The sequence below is a fragment of the Anatilimnocola floriformis genome (assembly GCF_024256385.1).
Lineage (GTDB): Bacteria > Planctomycetota > Planctomycetia > Pirellulales > Pirellulaceae > Anatilimnocola > Anatilimnocola floriformis.
On the sequence record NZ_JAMLFW010000001.1, the window covers coordinates 3,883,553 to 3,897,677 of the forward strand.

The following is a 14,125-nucleotide window of genomic DNA, read 5'->3' on the forward strand; positions in this document are numbered from 1 at the left end:
GATCGATTAGTTGGGTGGCAGTTGCCAAAACATGAGTTTGCGAATGCGTCCGGCGAATTTCGGAAAGTATTCGTCCACAAAATTGTCTTTCCTCAGTGAATTAAAATCGCTGATTGAAATTTCGCTCGGATCCGGACACGGCCACGATTTCAGAATCACGAGTTCGTCGGCATCCAGCACTTCCACTAGTCGCGCTGCAATCGAATCGGTTCTTACCTCCCAAGTATGCGGCAGCGATTCCGGCGGCAGTTGGGGCTCGACTTCGCGCAGGAACTGCTGCACATCGAACACAAACACGGCCGGCGAAACTGCGGCGGCAGCTCGTTCGCGCAGTTCGTGAAAACTCCGCACGAGCGAGAACTCCGGCAAGATTTGCTGTAGCACTTGTGCGGAGATGCTCAGCGTTTCAATGCAGAGCCAGTGGCAGGTTGATTCGCCGAGCTGAAATCGGCTGTCCCAATTGAGAATCGCGTCTGCCAGTTCACCACTTCCCGACAGCAGGATGTGGACCGCCGGATGCTGCGACGCGAGCCAGGCTCGCAGTTGTTCGGGCAGTTTTGGGCGTTCAAGCAGGCTGGCGCCGATCTTGACGACGCGGATTGGCAACCGGCTCATTGGGCGGCGGATTCGCGGGCGAGCACGGCGAGAGCATAAGCCGGCGCGCAGCGGGAATTGAGCGGGCCGATTTCTTTGGTGAGGGAAACGCTCGGCAACGATTCGAGTGAGGTCCCCTCGAGCGCTGCGGCGATCAGAAATTCGCCGTGACCGGAGAGAATCAACTTCGTGGGCTTTTCGGCCATTTGCAGCACGACGCGTTCGATGTTCGAACGCAACAGTTTCGCTTGTGCGGCCGCGGCTTCGGTGGCGAGGGCCACGGCGTCGCGGTGGTTGAATTCTTCTTGATCGGCGGCGATCATCCGCGCGAGTCGCAAGCGAGCATGCGGCTTGGTCGCGGGTCGACGATCGGCTGTGTCGTTGCTTGATGGATCTTCGGGAAGCTTTTCCTGAATCAGATAGGCATCGCGCATCGTGGCGAAGAACTCTTGCACGATCTGGCAAGGCTTGCCGCGGAAACTAGTCGATTGCAGAACCGCGCAAACCGGACTGCGCTCGACTCCGGTGTAAACGAGTTCGCCGGCGAGGAGCCGTTCGGTGTCGGTCTTGCCGAACGCGGCTGGCTTGCCGCCGATGAGGGGAATCACATCGGTCGTCGTCGAGCCAACGTCAATGAGGAGCGCTGGCGACTGACCGGCGAAGCGGGCAGCGAAACTCGCGAGAGCGTGCCAGTTGGCCGCGGCGACCAGCAGCGGCGCGTTGGCGGCGACGACGGGCGTGACCTGTTTGCCGTCGACGCGATAGACGCGGGTGTGACGATTGTCGGAGCCGATGGCCACAGCCTTTAAGATGAACTTGACCCCTTCCGCCTTCGTGGCAAAGCAATCGGCGAGTTCACCGGTCATGGTAACGACGAGGTGATCGCAGGTCGGCGAGTCGCTGATGATCGAGCGAATCTGCTGCGCGAGGGCGTGCGGCTCTCTCCAGAGTTGAAACGGATACGACTCGGCGTAGTCGCTGCCGTTGGCGGCTTTGATGTTCGCGCCGCCGATGTCGAGGGCCAGATAATTTGCGGGCATGTTCGGTTTAAGTACTGGGGACGAGATATTCGAATCGTTGCGGCCGCCACGTGAGCGTGACCGGTTCGCCCAGGGCCCACTGCAGCATCGCCTCCGCCAGGTTTTGCTCGCAAGCCTGCCGCAACACCAGATACGATGTAGTCAGTCGCGGATTTATTTCGATGACCACATCCTGGCTCCCATCTTCGGCTGAACCAAGGACCATGTCGATGCCTAAATAGCCGCGACAGGGAAGAAGCGTTTCGGCGGCTGCTTGGGCGAGTTTTTTGGCGCGCTCGGCGAGTTGTTCGGGAATCGGCGTAGCGCCGCCGAGATAAGTAAAGCGACCGTCATCGCTCAAGCGTTGCGTGCAAGGTTGTAATGGCAAGACGCCGAGCGGGCCGGTGAGGACGGAGGTGCTGACGTGGGTGCCGGGGTGGTATTTTTCCAGTCGCCATGTTGTTGCGGAACTGAGATCTACGGCGGCGAGTTCTTCTAGCGATTCGATCATTTGCACTCCCTGCGAACCGCAGCCGTCGTTAGGCTTCAGCACGGCGGGCAAAAGGCTGGCATCAAGTTCATTCGGCCGAGCTTCGCTCAACCAAGAAGTCCCATTCGGTACACAAAAACCATGCGCTTCCAAATGGTCGCAAGAACGCTGTTTATCGCCGCAAGACTCAATAACGTGTTGTTCCGGCGAGAGCAGTAGACCACGGAAGCACTGATAGAGTCCGGCGATTGTGTGCAGGTTTTCATCAAACTCAGGCGCGATCAAAACGGCAGGGAGATTCTCGCAGGCTAAACGGACAAACGCGTTGAGTTTTTCCGCGCCGTCGTTGATCAAGTGCAATTGCTGTTTCGGAATCTGCGGCGGCGGCAAGCGAATATCGTGAAACAGATGAACGCAATCGACGCTGGAAATCGCTGCGATATCGGCCGCGAGCGCGTCGCGCATCGCTTTCCCTTCTGCCAGCAGCGATCCGCTTGGCGGGTCGCTGCTTACAAACCAACTACCACCGCCGGTGAGAAATTCGTAAAGAAAGATGTTACGCAACAGTTGCATTTCACCGCAACGCGGTGAGACTCCACAGCCCAGGGTCGCTGCTTTAGCAGCGCACCCTGGGGCTAAGTGAACTTGCAAGCCTGCACCCTGAAAGGGTGCAACAACGTTGATTAGCGGGTATTGTTGCACCCTTACAGGGTGCGAGTTAATTCGATGTCGGTTCCCAGGGTGCGCCGCTGAAGCGGCGACCCTGGGCTGTAGAGTTTCACCGCGTTGCGGTGGAAGCGATTGGTACGTCGACTGTGCAATCCAAGTATGGTTTCAATGTCGGCCGGCTGTTGCGGTTTGCAATCAAACGCAATGCCTCTTTTCGCTGGCGCGACATCGGTTGCTAAAGCAACCGATGCTATCCAAGTGATGGGGGTGAATCCGCGATCACTTTTGTTGGTCGCTCGAACGAACCTAGGGGTTCGTTCTACGCGACCTATTTTTTGGCCGAATTAGTTCGTCCAGTAGTCGAAGACGAGGACCTTTTCGATGCGGGGGCCGACGAGTTTGCCGAACTCTTTGTGGGCTGGATGCGGCAGGTAAATCTCGCGGCCTTTTTCGCTGGCGAAGGTCACCACAAAGCCGTGGGTGAAACCGTCGGCGCGATTTTCCACACCGACATCGGTGCCGGCTTCGTAGCCCTTGATCTGCTTGATCTTGTTCTTCAAGTTGCCGAAGGCGTCGACCACTTCTTGGATCTGTTCCTTCGAAACGTCCGACTTGAACTTGAACAGAACGATGTGCCGCAGTTGGCCGCGGTCGGGACCGAGTTGTTCCACGCCGAGGGCGGCGAGCATTTGGTTCGCCACAAAGCGGTTGCCGGCGTTGTTCAAGTGAACGCGGTCGCCAGTGAGGATGCCGGCTTCCTTGTTGTCCTTGTTGTTTTCCTTGAGGTGATCGCGAAATGCTTTGCGGAGGTCGAGCAGTTGCACCTTGGTATCTTTGGCAACGCTGCGGCTGATTTCGCAATATTCGTCGAGCATCTTATCGAGCTTGTTGCTGCCATCATTCTTTTCGCCGATGACCGACGCGGTGCAGAGAATCACTTTGCCGCCCACGCCTTCGATCTTGCCGATGATTTCCTTCAAGCCCTTTTCGTAGTCGTCCTTCGACGTTCCCTTGCCGCTCTCGCTGTGCCAGACGTCGTTGATGCCGATGTAGATGAAGACGATCGACGGCTTCTTGCTGAGCACGTCGCGCTCGAGGCGGTTTTGCAGGTCAGGAACCTTGTTGCCGCTGATGCCGGCGCCGATCACTTCGACGGGCGGATCGAGCGGCAGATTTTCGAGTTGTTGCTTGATCAGCGTGACGTAGCCGTTCGGGCTCACGCCACCTTGGGTGATCGAGTCACCGAGGAAGACGACCCGATCGCCGGCTTTCAGTTCCGTCTTGGGACCATCGGCAGCCGCTGCCGATTGCCAACCAGTCACCGCCAGAGCTCCGAGCAACAAAGCACAACCGAGCGAACCAAAACCAAACGAGCGCATGAGAACCTCGACACAATAGGGACGAACAAGTAGCTGGCGAGAAGTGTAGTGGGTCGCTGGGCGGTTCTCAATCGGCGGGAAACGGCTCGGCCACCCAGTTCGCTGCCTCGCTCTCCGCGTGAGGGTTCGCGAGGAAAATACAAGCACCCGATCCCCAAGAACCAAAATCAGGTGGACGAAATTTGGCACCGAAATTATTCGACGCCGATCGCCAACGTGGCGCTTACCTAGGCTGATTTGCGCCAGACCTGAGTTCGCCAAGTCGGAGTCTCCAAGCCAAATGAGTGCAACTCCGCCCCGCAATACACCACCCGATATAGTTACAATAAGCTGCGATATTCGGTGGGCATTATTGCCTCCATTTTTTACCACAAGATGTTTCCCATAAACAACTTAGCACTGAAAAATCGAATTTGATTGCATGTGATATTCGCGGGGTACGAAAGAGGGGGTGGCTAATTAGCCGTCGCCTGAGGCTGTCCGCCGGTTCCGCCGTCAGATCAAAGCTGGCTTCCCCTGTGTGGCGCCTCTCAGTACACTTCGCGCGGATTATTCCGCCAAGGCGCCGCCAAAACGGTTGTTCCGGAAAGAACGGCAAATCAACGTAAGTCAAAAGCTTGAAACAGAATTTAGGGCTTTTAGAATAGGTAGATCGGCCCTGTCTACCGCAGCTTGCAAAGGAAGCAGCAATGCGTGGTGCGTGGATGGGGTTCGGGCTTGTCGGTTTGGTGCTTTTGATCGGTGCGGCAGTTTATCCGGAGGCTCAGGCTCAGCGACCCGTAACGGGCGCCGAGCGTGGTCAGCCGGGCGAGTTGCTGGCGTTGTCGATGGATGTTGAGGGGCGGCAGCAAGTTACCGTGGTGGATCCACGGCGACAGGTGATTGCCGTTTATCACATCGACAGGAATACTGGCGGCATCAACCTGCGAAGTGTACGTAACGTGCAGTGGGACTTGGTCATGGAGGACTTTAATAGCGGCAGCCCCACGCCGCGCGAAATTCGATCGATCGCAGATCAGCGCTGACCGGCCGCCACGCCGGTCCCGAATTGGCTTGGCGACTCTTACAGAGTTGCCTGGAGAATGAACGAAATGGCCGGCAAGATTTTGAACAGTTCCGAAGCCGCTGCAATGTTGGGCATCAGCGAGGATCAACTCGTCGAGATGCGGCAGCGGAACGAAATCTTCGGCCGGCGTGATGGCGCGAACTGGACTTACAAGACCGAAGAAGTGGAACGAGTGATCGCCGAACGCGGCGGTTCGGGTGTGCTCGGCGACGAAGCCTTCGATGGCTTGCTCGCGGGATTGTCTTCGCCCACGCAAGCTGGCGGCCCGATTCTGGTCAGCGAAGAAGAGCTCGGCCGTTCGCCCGAAGGAACCAGCAGCACGATCATCGGCAAAAAAGACAGCGTCAAATCGGCTGGCGACAGCGATCTGCAACTCGCCCCCGAAGGTGACATCGGCTTGTCGGGCATCGGCGGCAAACAAGCCTCAGGCATTCTCGGTGGATCCGATCTGAAGCTCGGCGGCAGCGGCACGGGCACGGGTTCAGGCCTCAAGGGTGGCAGCGATGTCGACCTCGGCGGCGGCTTGGAACTGGGCGACGACGAATTGAGCTTGGCCGCGGAATCGAACAAATTTACGTCCCCGCCCAAGCCGGCTGACGACGATGACTCGGACGAGATCGATCTCGATTCCGATAGCGTCGGGATGGCCAGCGGCAGCGTGATTGGCAGCGGCATCGGCAGCGACATTACGCTGCGTGGCGGCGACTCAGGCATCAATCTCAAGCCCACCGACAGCGGTCTGTCGCTCGAAGAAGAGCCCCTCGATCTCGGCGGCTCGGCGGTCGATTCGCTCGAACTGCCCGAAGACGACGATGTGATTTCGCTCGACGAAGACGCCGGCGATCCCGACATGGCGACGCAGTTGAAGCAGGACGATCAGTTCCTGCTGTCGCCATCGGATGCGCTGAGCGATGACGAATCGGACAGCGGTTCGCAAGTGATCGCGCTTGAAGACAGCGAATCGTTCGACGCCGACGCGGCCACGATGTTGCGTTCGGGCTCGACACCGCTCAGCGAAGATGCGTTTGGCGCTGCTCCGATGGATGCCTTCGGTGCGGCACCGATGGACGCTTTTGGCGCGGCCCCGATGGATGCCTTCGGCGGAGTTTCGCCGATGGGTTCGGCGGCGCCAATCACGGCGATGGCCGGTGCGCCGGCTGCTCAAGCGGTGTATATCCAAGTGCCGGTTGTCGAAGCACCGTACTCGGTGTGGAACGTGCTCGGCTTGTTCTTTGTCGCGGTCATGATGCTGTGCTGCGGCATGCTGACGGTCGACATTCTGCTCAACATGTGGGTCTTTGATGGCCAGTCGTCGATGTCGATGGCCCTCATGGATCTGGCGATCGATACTTTCCAACTCAACAAATAATTGGCGCGCGACTGTCGCTTGATTCGAAGGGAGTCGAATCATGAAAAACCTCATCATCTGTGTTGCTCTGCTGACTGCCGTTCTGGGCTGCGCTAGCCCGAATGCGCAGGTGCGCCGCGTCGAAGACGAAAAAGAGCAACTCAAAGCCACCATCCGCATGCAGCGCGATCAGAATCGGACGCTGCAAACTCAGGTTGCGGGTCTCGAAACTCGCCTCGACGAAGCCGAGACCCAACTGGCCGGCGGCAAACGGCGAACCTTGACGCAAGATTCGGCCTCTGGAACGGTGACGTCGCCACTCGCTGGGAATACTCGTGCGCGGCCGAAGCCGCAACCTGCCGAAGAATCGTTGTCGTGGCGGCCGCATCGCGGCGCAACGTCGGCAAACACGGTGCTCCCAGCCGTAGCTCAACTCGCTCGGCAGGACGAGCGGATTGCGGTCGATCCCGAAACCGGCGCCGGCGTGTGGTCGCCCGGCGTGACGTTTGAACCGAACAAGGCCGCACTCACACCCCAAGGCCGTCAGCAATTGCAGGAGCTGGCGCGTGTGCTGCAAAAGCAACCGGCGAACAAATTTCGCGTGCTGGTGGCCACGTCGGCCGAGCGCACTGGCTCGCGCAGCCGCGATGCTGCCGCAACGAGTGGTCGCAAACTGGCTGCATCGCGAGCCCAGAGCGTGGCCGACTATCTCGACGGCCACGGCATCGCCGAAGACCGCCTGGCGATCGCCAGCACCGGCGTCCGCAAGAACACTCGCGAGCAGCACGGCTTGCCCGCCGACGGCGTGGAAGATGTGCGGATTTATCTGGTCGATCCAGAACAACCGGTTCTCGGTTGGCTGCAAAACGACACCGTTCGCCGGTAGTGATTTTCGCTGGAGTTTCGCCATTCGCCGGCGCTGCAAATCAGCCAGCGAAAGTCGGAGTTGCAACCGCGCGGATGTTCAAAATCTCAAGCACCAAACATGTAAAGATGTACGGATTGCGAAACACTTTTCGGCTGCAAAATCTTTAGCGCCATCGACTTGCATGCTCATAACGATCTTGCCGAGAACCTTGTGAAATATTCGTGAGTTGGCTTGCTTTTTTTCGCAAGTTTGCGTTGGAGACCGCTCGCACTCTGGCTAAAGTCGAAAGCACTCCCGTTCTCCACTGCACTCCCCTTATGCAGTTCGCCGCGAACCAGCGGCGTGAAAACGGGTCCCCTGATTGCGAGGATTACGCATCATGTCTCCCCAAAGCCGCATGGAAGAAGTCGACCTATTGATCCTCAACGCCCGGCTCCGCGACGAGCTCGAGCCGTTCCTGGATGAATCGGTCGACGTACTTTCCTGCAAACAGCTCCCCACCTCTGACGAGAACGACTTTCTGGCCTCGATGCTGGCTTGGGAACGAGCCCCCGCGCTGCCGATCAGCCAGTGGTTCGATCCGCCGCTGCAGTTGCCCCCGCCAGAACGGCTGAACGATGCCGAACTGCACGCCGTACTTGGTGCTGCGGTCGAACAACTCGCCAGCCGCCGGATTTATCTGGAACTGACCGATCACTTATCGGACCGTCAGCTGTATTGCCTGATCGCCCGCGATATCCTGCCGTCGCATGAGAAGAAGCTCGATCTGCCAGGCAACTATCTCAACTGGCGTTGCCTCGACGTCGAACTCGATCCCGAAACCTGGCTCGCCTATTACGCGACCGACGACGAACGGGACGCCTGGACGCAAGAAACGTCGCAGCCGTTGCCGGACATGCTGCCGCCGCCGCATGCTCGCGATTTGCCGCGGCGCAAAGATCTGCCGCGCTAGTTTTTCTGAGGGCTTCCTGATAGCCCGTAGCGTTGGTGAGGAAGTTCCGCGGGGCAGTGGACGACTTCGCTAACGCTACGGGCTATCTCGCTGCTAGCACGCAGAAAACTTCATCTAGGAGGTTTTCTCCATCCCCGGTAAAATCCCGGATGCGGCAAAGGAAGGCCGTTCAAATTCCAGCAAAGGATGGCTGACATGCAGTGGGTTCCTTCTCCAAGTTTGCGATCGCTGGTTATCATCGCCTTCCTCATTGGCTTGCCGATCCTGGCCTTGCCTTGGGTCTCGAAGCAGATCGATGTCGCTCTCTACGGCGGCTCGAAAAGCAACGTGCCCGATCTGGTGATCAGCACCGATCAAAACACCGCGCCGCAGCGAGCTCATCAGCCGTTGCAGATTGACGGCGTCTCGCCCGCGCGGTTTGATGAATCGCTGGTCGAACGCGAACCGCAACGGCCCCGCGAAGGAGCCGGCCTCGATGCAGTCGCCTCGGCCCCGCCGCTGAGCATGCCGCCGTCGTTCGCCAGTCGGATGCCGGCTCAGCAAAACAACCTCGCTCGCGATCCGCAGCTGGAACCCTTTGCCTATGTGCAGCAAGTGCGGCAAAAGCTCGAACAGCTCGGCGCGCAATATGTCGTGCTCGAGGAACTCGACGCCGGTCAGCGCTATCGCTTCTCGGTGCAGATGCAAGTCTCGCCCCGCATGCCACAGGTCCGGCCGTTCGAAGCCGTCGCGGCAGATCCGGCCGCGGCTGCTCGCACCGTGCTCTCCGATGTCGAAACCTGGCGCACGGCAGCTCTCCCCGCAGCAACGTTGCAACGGTGAGGCATGAAGCGAATTCGACGGCGTCTGCTCCTTGTCGTCTTCGCGGCGCTCGCCTTGCTCGCAGCCGCAGTCGGTTTCTTTTCTTACCAGGTGCGGCAAGTTCCTGAGTTTTACCAACAGGCCATCGCAGCGCCCGTCGTCGAACAGCAGCAGGCCGCTGAGCAGTTCGAACACTCGGCTTTGGAACTGCAGAACTCGATTCGCCGCGATGAAGACTGGCAGGTGGAAATCGCCGCCGATGAAGTAAACGGTTGGCTGGCAACCGCACTGCCGCAGAAATTCCCCGGCGTGTTGCCTCCGGAAGTAAGCGAACCGCGCGTGGCCATCGCGCCCGATCGGTTGCATATCGCCACGAAGTACCACACCAGCGGCATTACCACCGTGGTGTCGATCCAGCTCTCGGCGTTTCTCACGCCCGAACCCAATGTCGTCGCAGTTCGCATTCACCGCGTCGCTGCCGGCAACATTCCGCTCCCCCTCGGCAAGTACCTGGAACAGATCACCGCCGAAGCCGCCCGGCACGGCATATACATTCGCTGGCAAGAAATCGAAGGGGACCCGCAAGCGATCGTCACGCTCCCCATCGCCGAGCCGGGTGATAAACGGGCGATCGTGATCCGCTCGCTACAACTCCTGGCCGGCAAATTAGTAGCCGCGGGCACGGCGACTCCTGTCGAACCGGCCCCCAAGCAGCCCGCTCGCCTGACCGAGTAACCATTTTCGGCGAGCTTGCTCATTGTCGCCGAAACGCTCCGCGTTCGGTGAATGGAGCAGGCCTTGCCGCGTGCCTCGGGAAAATAGGGGCGGTTTTCGCCTGCGTGTGTCATAATGCGGTTGCTGATTGCTGCCTCTCTGCCATGCCATTCCCACCTCTCCCAGCCCGCCTGCTGATCGCGGAATCTGTCATGCCTTACTCATTCACTTTGTCAGGTTGGTTGCTGCTCGCGCTGCCGCTGGCCGTTGCGGCAGAACCGCTGCAATTCAACCGCGACATCCGGCCGATCCTCGCCGACAAGTGCTTTTACTGCCACGGCCAGGATGCCAACCAGCGGCAAGGTGATTTGCGACTGGACGATCGTGACGCGGCCATCAAAGCCAAGGCTTTCGTCCCGCGCGATCTGAAGGCGAGCACACTGATCGAGCGAATCAACTCGACCGATGCCGAAACGCTCATGCCGCCGCCGAAGTCGAACCGCACGCTGACCGCCGATCAGAAAAAACTATTGGAGCGTTGGATCGCCGAAGGGGCCGAGTACGAAACGCATTGGGCCTATGTCGCGCCGCAGCGTCCTGCTCCGCCGACAGTTGCCAACGACAATTGGACGAAGAATCCCATCGATCGCTTTGTGCTGCAAAAGTTGCAAGCTGCCGGAATGCAGCCCTCGCCCGAGGCTGAAAAAAGCACACTCATCAAACGCCTGTCGATCGATCTCATCGGTCTGCCGCCCACACCTGAAGAAGTCGCCGCGTTCGTCGCCGACAACGATCCGCGGTCTTACGAACGGCTCGTCGATCGCCTGCTCGCCAGTCGCCACTACGGCGAACGAATGGCCCTGCCGTGGCTCGATGCTGCTCGCTACGCCGACAGTAACGGCTTTCAGCAGGATGGCGACACTTGGCAATGGATCTGGCGCGATTGGTTAGTACAGGCGCTCAACGACGATCTGCCATTTGACCAGTTCACCATCTGGCAACTCGCCGGCGACCTGCTGCCGAAGGCGACGACCGAGCAAAAGATCGCCAGCGGTTTCAATCGCAATCACCTCCTGAACGGCGAAGGTGGCGCGATCGCCGAGGAGCAAAGATTCGTCAATCTCTTCGACCGCATCGACACCACGGCAACCACTTGGCTCGGCCTGACGATGGCCTGCGCGCAATGTCACGACCACAAGTACGATCCGATCACGCGTCGCGATTACTACAGCCTGATGGATGCATTCAACCGCGTCCCTGAGACCGGCACGCCGCAGCGGCAGTCGTCGCGCATCCGCGTTGCTGCTCCGTTCCTCGAACTGCCGAGCGAAGAAAACAAAGCCAAGCTCGCGGAACTCGAAGCCGCGATGAAAGGCCTGGAAAACGAAGCCAAACCGGTGATCGACGCCACGTTCCTCGCCTGGCGAACGGGCCTCTTTGCCGATGGTGAACCGGCCGATGGCAAGGACCTGCCGCGCAATCTCACGCCGCTGCTGCGCAAGCCCGTGGCCGAACGAACTGCCGAGGACAACAAGTCGATCGAGTCGCAACTTCGTAGCTTCTTCGACAACAGTGTCAAAGCCGGTGTTGTTGCCAAGCTGCCCCAAGTCGTAAAGTACGAAGCGGCCCGTAAAGCTTTTGATGAATACAAAGGAGACAAAATCCCGCGAGTGATGGTGATGAGTGACGAACGCCAGCGCGAAACCAGCATTCTCGACCGTGGCGAATATCTCAGGCCGCTGGAAAAGGTCTCCTTCACCACGCCGCAGTTTCTGCCGCCGCTGGCAAAGGACTCGCCGACAAATCGACTGGGCCTCGCCCAATGGCTTGTAGCGCCCGAGCATCCCCTCACCGCTCGCGTGCAAGTCAACCGCATGTGGCAGCACTTCTTCGGTGTCGGCTTGCTGAAAACCGCCGAAGACTTCGGCGTGCAGAGCGAATTTCCGCTCCATAAAGATCTGCTCGATTGGCTGGCCGTTGAGTTCCGCGAAAACGGCTGGAGCCCAAAGAAAATGCATCGCCTGATCGTTACGAGCGCGACCTATCGCCAGGCCAGTCGCGTGACGGAACAACATCGTCAGCAAGATGCTGATAACCGCCTTCTCGCGCGGGCCAGTCGCTTTCGCATGCCTTCGCTGCTGCTGCGTGATTGGGCTCTCGCCACCTCCGGCTTGATCGAAACCCGCCTCGGCGGTGCGCCCGTTTATCCCTATCAGCCCGATGCAGTCTGGGAAGCGCTCGCGATCACCAAAGAACGCGACTTTACTTATCCGACCTCCAGCGGCAAGGATTTGTACCGCCGCAGCCTTTACACGTTTTGGCGACGAACGGTCGGCCCCGCCAATATGTTCGACGCCTCGAACCGTCAGACCTGCCGCGTACGCGCTTCGGCGACGAGCACACCGCTGCACGCACTTACGACGCTCAACGATCCCACTTGGGTCGAAGCCGCGCGAGTCCTGGCAGCTCGCACGCTGAAAGATGGTGGCGAGCTCGATGCGCAACTGGCTGGCGTCTTCCGGCGAGTGCTCTGCCGCGAGGCGAAGTCGAGCGAAATCAATCGGCTGAAAGCAGCCTACGAAAAACAACTCGTGATTTACCGGGCCGATGCTGAAGCTGCCAAATCGCTGCTCTCCGTGGGTGCGGCGCCGCGTGAAGAGACGCTGGATGCTGCCCAGCACGCGGCAATGACGGCTGTTTGCCTCGGAATTCTGAACTTGGACGAAGCGCTGACGCGCGAGTAGGGATCAATCATGTTTCACGAATTGCAGCGAGAAAACATCGCCCGCGTCACACGACGGCAATTCTTCGGCTCCGCTGCCAGCGGCATCGGCGTGGCCGCGCTCGCTTCGCTGCTCCAGAAAAATAGCAGCGGTACAGAAACAAAAGCCAAAGGTACGCCGGCTCTACCAGGCTTACCGCATCACGTGGCTAAGGCCAAACGCGTCGTCGTCTTCTGGCAAGGTGGCGGGCCATCGCATGTCGACTTGTTCGACGACAAGCCAATGCTCCGCGAGCGCGCCGGCCAGGACATTCCCGATTCGGTTCGCGGCACCACTAGGCTTTCGACCATGTCGGCGGGCTACGGCAAATGGCCCTGTGTGCCTGCGATCAAACCGCACAAATCATATGGCAACTGCGGCACGAAACTCAGCGAGATGCTGCCGAACATTGGTGCGCTCGCCGACGACATTTGCGTTGTCCGCAGCCTCCACACCGAAGCCGTCAATCACGCGCCGGGCGTGACGCTCTTCATGACCGGCGCGCAAGTCCCCGGCCGGCCGAGCATGGGTGCCTGGCTGAGCTACGGCCTCGGGAGCGAGACCGACAACCTGCCGACGTTCGTCGTGCTCACGTCGAGCGATAAGGGAAAGACCTGCGGCCAGCTGTTCTTCGACTACTACTGGGGCAACGGTTTTCTGCCGAGTCGTTTTCAGGGCGTGCGGTTTCGCAACACCGGCGACCTCGTTCCGTATCTGGCCAATCCGCCGGGCGTGAGTGCGGCCGGTCGCCGCGCGCTGCTTGATGATCTCTCCGCCCTCAACGCCGAGCATCTGGCCGATTATGGCGATCCCGAAATCGATACGCGTATCTCGCAATACGAGATGGCGTATCGCATGCAAACCAGCGTGCCCGACCTCGTGGATTTTTCGAACGAAACCGAAGCGACCATCAAGCGCTACGGCCCCGATGCACTCAACAAGGGAACGTACGCCAACAACTGCCTGATCGCGCGACGGCTGCTCGAGCGCGACGTGCGGTTTGTGCAGTTGATGCACTCGGGCTGGGATCAACACGGCAACCTGTTTACGCAACTCGAGCAGCAATGCACCGACACCGACGCGCCGTCGGCCGCACTCGTGCAGGATCTGAAAGAGCGCGGCCTGCTCGAAGACACGCTCGTCGTCTGGGGCGGCGAATTCGGCCGCACGCCGTTCGGCCAGGGGGATCCGGCCAATCCCAAGGGGCGCGACCACTTCGGCAAAGCGTACAGCTGGTGGATGGCCGGCGGCGGCGTGAAACCTGGTATCGTTCACGGCGCGACCGACGACTTCGGCTGGAACATCACCGAGAAGCCCGTCCATGTGCACGATATGCAAGCCACGATGCTGCATCTCTGCGGCATCGATCACACCCGGCTGACGTTTCGCTATCAGGGTCGCGAGTATCGGCTGACCGATGTGCACGGCAACGTCGTGAAGGACATTTTGGTCTAAGGAAACGT

The 14,125-nt window shown here is 59.5% G+C and carries 12 protein-coding genes; 8 read left to right on the forward strand and 4 right to left on the reverse strand.

What is annotated here, in order from left to right; genetic code table 11:
- Positions 1-6: 6 nt before the first annotated feature.
- From M9Q49_RS14975 to M9Q49_RS14990, 4 genes are all read right to left on the reverse strand, one after another.
- Positions 7-615 carry a hypothetical protein gene (locus M9Q49_RS14975; protein ID WP_254509568.1) on the reverse strand — a complete coding sequence of 203 codons (609 nt, stop codon included), beginning with the start codon at positions 613-615 and terminating at the stop codon, positions 7-9.
- Positions 612-1,634 (reverse strand): hydantoinase/oxoprolinase family protein, encoded by a 1,023-nt coding sequence (locus M9Q49_RS14980; protein ID WP_254509569.1) that lies wholly within the window; start codon positions 1,632-1,634, stop codon positions 612-614. The genes M9Q49_RS14975 and M9Q49_RS14980 overlap by 4 nt, the downstream gene beginning before the upstream one ends.
- A 7-nt stretch (positions 1,635-1,641) precedes the next feature.
- A complete protein-coding gene (locus tag M9Q49_RS14985) occupies positions 1,642-2,676 on the reverse strand; it encodes an ATP-grasp domain-containing protein (RefSeq protein ID WP_254509570.1) in 1,035 nt (344 codons plus the stop codon).
- A gap of 440 nt (positions 2,677-3,116) precedes the next feature.
- Positions 3,117-4,151: a DUF459 domain-containing protein gene (locus M9Q49_RS14990; RefSeq protein ID WP_254509571.1), complete on the reverse strand. Its 1,035-nt coding sequence runs from the start codon at positions 4,149-4,151 to the stop codon at positions 3,117-3,119.
- Between the two features lie 689 nt (positions 4,152-4,840).
- On the opposite strand from M9Q49_RS14990, the gene M9Q49_RS14995 reads away from it, so the two are divergent.
- From M9Q49_RS14995 to M9Q49_RS15030, 8 genes are all read left to right on the forward strand, one after another.
- Positions 4,841-5,176, forward strand: coding sequence for a hypothetical protein (locus M9Q49_RS14995; protein WP_254509573.1), 336 nt, complete (start codon positions 4,841-4,843; stop codon positions 5,174-5,176).
- Between the two features lie 57 nt (positions 5,177-5,233).
- Positions 5,234-6,586, forward strand: coding sequence for a helix-turn-helix domain-containing protein (locus M9Q49_RS15000; RefSeq protein ID WP_254509574.1), 1,353 nt, complete (start codon positions 5,234-5,236; stop codon positions 6,584-6,586).
- Positions 6,587-6,626: 40 nt separating this feature from the next.
- Positions 6,627-7,451, forward strand: a complete 825-nt coding sequence (locus M9Q49_RS15005) for an OmpA family protein (protein ID WP_254509576.1) — start codon at positions 6,627-6,629, stop codon at positions 7,449-7,451.
- 361 nt (positions 7,452-7,812) lie between these two features.
- Positions 7,813-8,385: a hypothetical protein gene (locus M9Q49_RS15010; protein ID WP_254509577.1), complete on the forward strand. Its 573-nt coding sequence runs from the start codon at positions 7,813-7,815 to the stop codon at positions 8,383-8,385.
- 195 nt (positions 8,386-8,580) lie between these two features.
- Positions 8,581-9,207: a hypothetical protein gene (locus M9Q49_RS15015; RefSeq protein ID WP_254509578.1), complete on the forward strand. Its 627-nt coding sequence runs from the start codon at positions 8,581-8,583 to the stop codon at positions 9,205-9,207.
- A 3-nt stretch (positions 9,208-9,210) separates the two neighbouring features.
- A complete protein-coding gene (locus tag M9Q49_RS15020; RefSeq protein ID WP_254509579.1) occupies positions 9,211-9,921 on the forward strand; it encodes a hypothetical protein in 711 nt (236 codons plus the stop codon).
- Between the two features lie 191 nt (positions 9,922-10,112).
- Entirely contained in the window at positions 10,113-12,644 is a 2,532-nt protein-coding gene (locus tag M9Q49_RS15025; RefSeq protein WP_254509580.1) for a PSD1 and planctomycete cytochrome C domain-containing protein, read from the forward strand.
- Positions 12,645-12,653: 9 nt separating this feature from the next.
- Positions 12,654-14,117 (forward strand): DUF1501 domain-containing protein, encoded by a 1,464-nt coding sequence (locus M9Q49_RS15030; protein ID WP_254509581.1) that lies wholly within the window; start codon positions 12,654-12,656, stop codon positions 14,115-14,117.
- The last annotated feature ends 8 nt before the right edge of the window (positions 14,118-14,125 follow it).

Bases quoted from the DNA above. Each gene is read 5' to 3' on its own strand.
- M9Q49_RS14990 (WP_254509571.1), bottom strand. From the start codon at position 4,151: ATGCGCTCGTTTGGTTTTGGTTCGCTCGGTTGTGCTTTGTTGCTCGGA.
- M9Q49_RS15015 (WP_254509578.1), top strand. From the start codon at position 8,581: ATGCAGTGGGTTCCTTCTCCAAGTTTGCGATCGCTGGTTATCATCGCC.
- M9Q49_RS15020 (WP_254509579.1), top strand. From the start codon at position 9,211: ATGAAGCGAATTCGACGGCGTCTGCTCCTTGTCGTCTTCGCGGCGCTC.
- M9Q49_RS14995 (WP_254509573.1), top strand. From the start codon at position 4,841: ATGCGTGGTGCGTGGATGGGGTTCGGGCTTGTCGGTTTGGTGCTTTTG.
- M9Q49_RS15025 (WP_254509580.1), top strand. From the start codon at position 10,113: ATGCCTTACTCATTCACTTTGTCAGGTTGGTTGCTGCTCGCGCTGCCG.
- M9Q49_RS15010 (WP_254509577.1), top strand. From the start codon at position 7,813: ATGTCTCCCCAAAGCCGCATGGAAGAAGTCGACCTATTGATCCTCAAC.
- M9Q49_RS15005 (WP_254509576.1), top strand. From the start codon at position 6,627: ATGAAAAACCTCATCATCTGTGTTGCTCTGCTGACTGCCGTTCTGGGC.
- M9Q49_RS14975 (WP_254509568.1), bottom strand. From the start codon at position 615: ATGAGCCGGTTGCCAATCCGCGTCGTCAAGATCGGCGCCAGCCTGCTT.
- M9Q49_RS14985 (WP_254509570.1), bottom strand. From the start codon at position 2,676: ATGCAACTGTTGCGTAACATCTTTCTTTACGAATTTCTCACCGGCGGT.
- M9Q49_RS15030 (WP_254509581.1), top strand. From the start codon at position 12,654: ATGTTTCACGAATTGCAGCGAGAAAACATCGCCCGCGTCACACGACGG.
- M9Q49_RS15000 (WP_254509574.1), top strand. From the start codon at position 5,234: ATGAACGAAATGGCCGGCAAGATTTTGAACAGTTCCGAAGCCGCTGCA.
- M9Q49_RS14980 (WP_254509569.1), bottom strand. From the start codon at position 1,634: ATGCCCGCAAATTATCTGGCCCTCGACATCGGCGGCGCGAACATCAAA.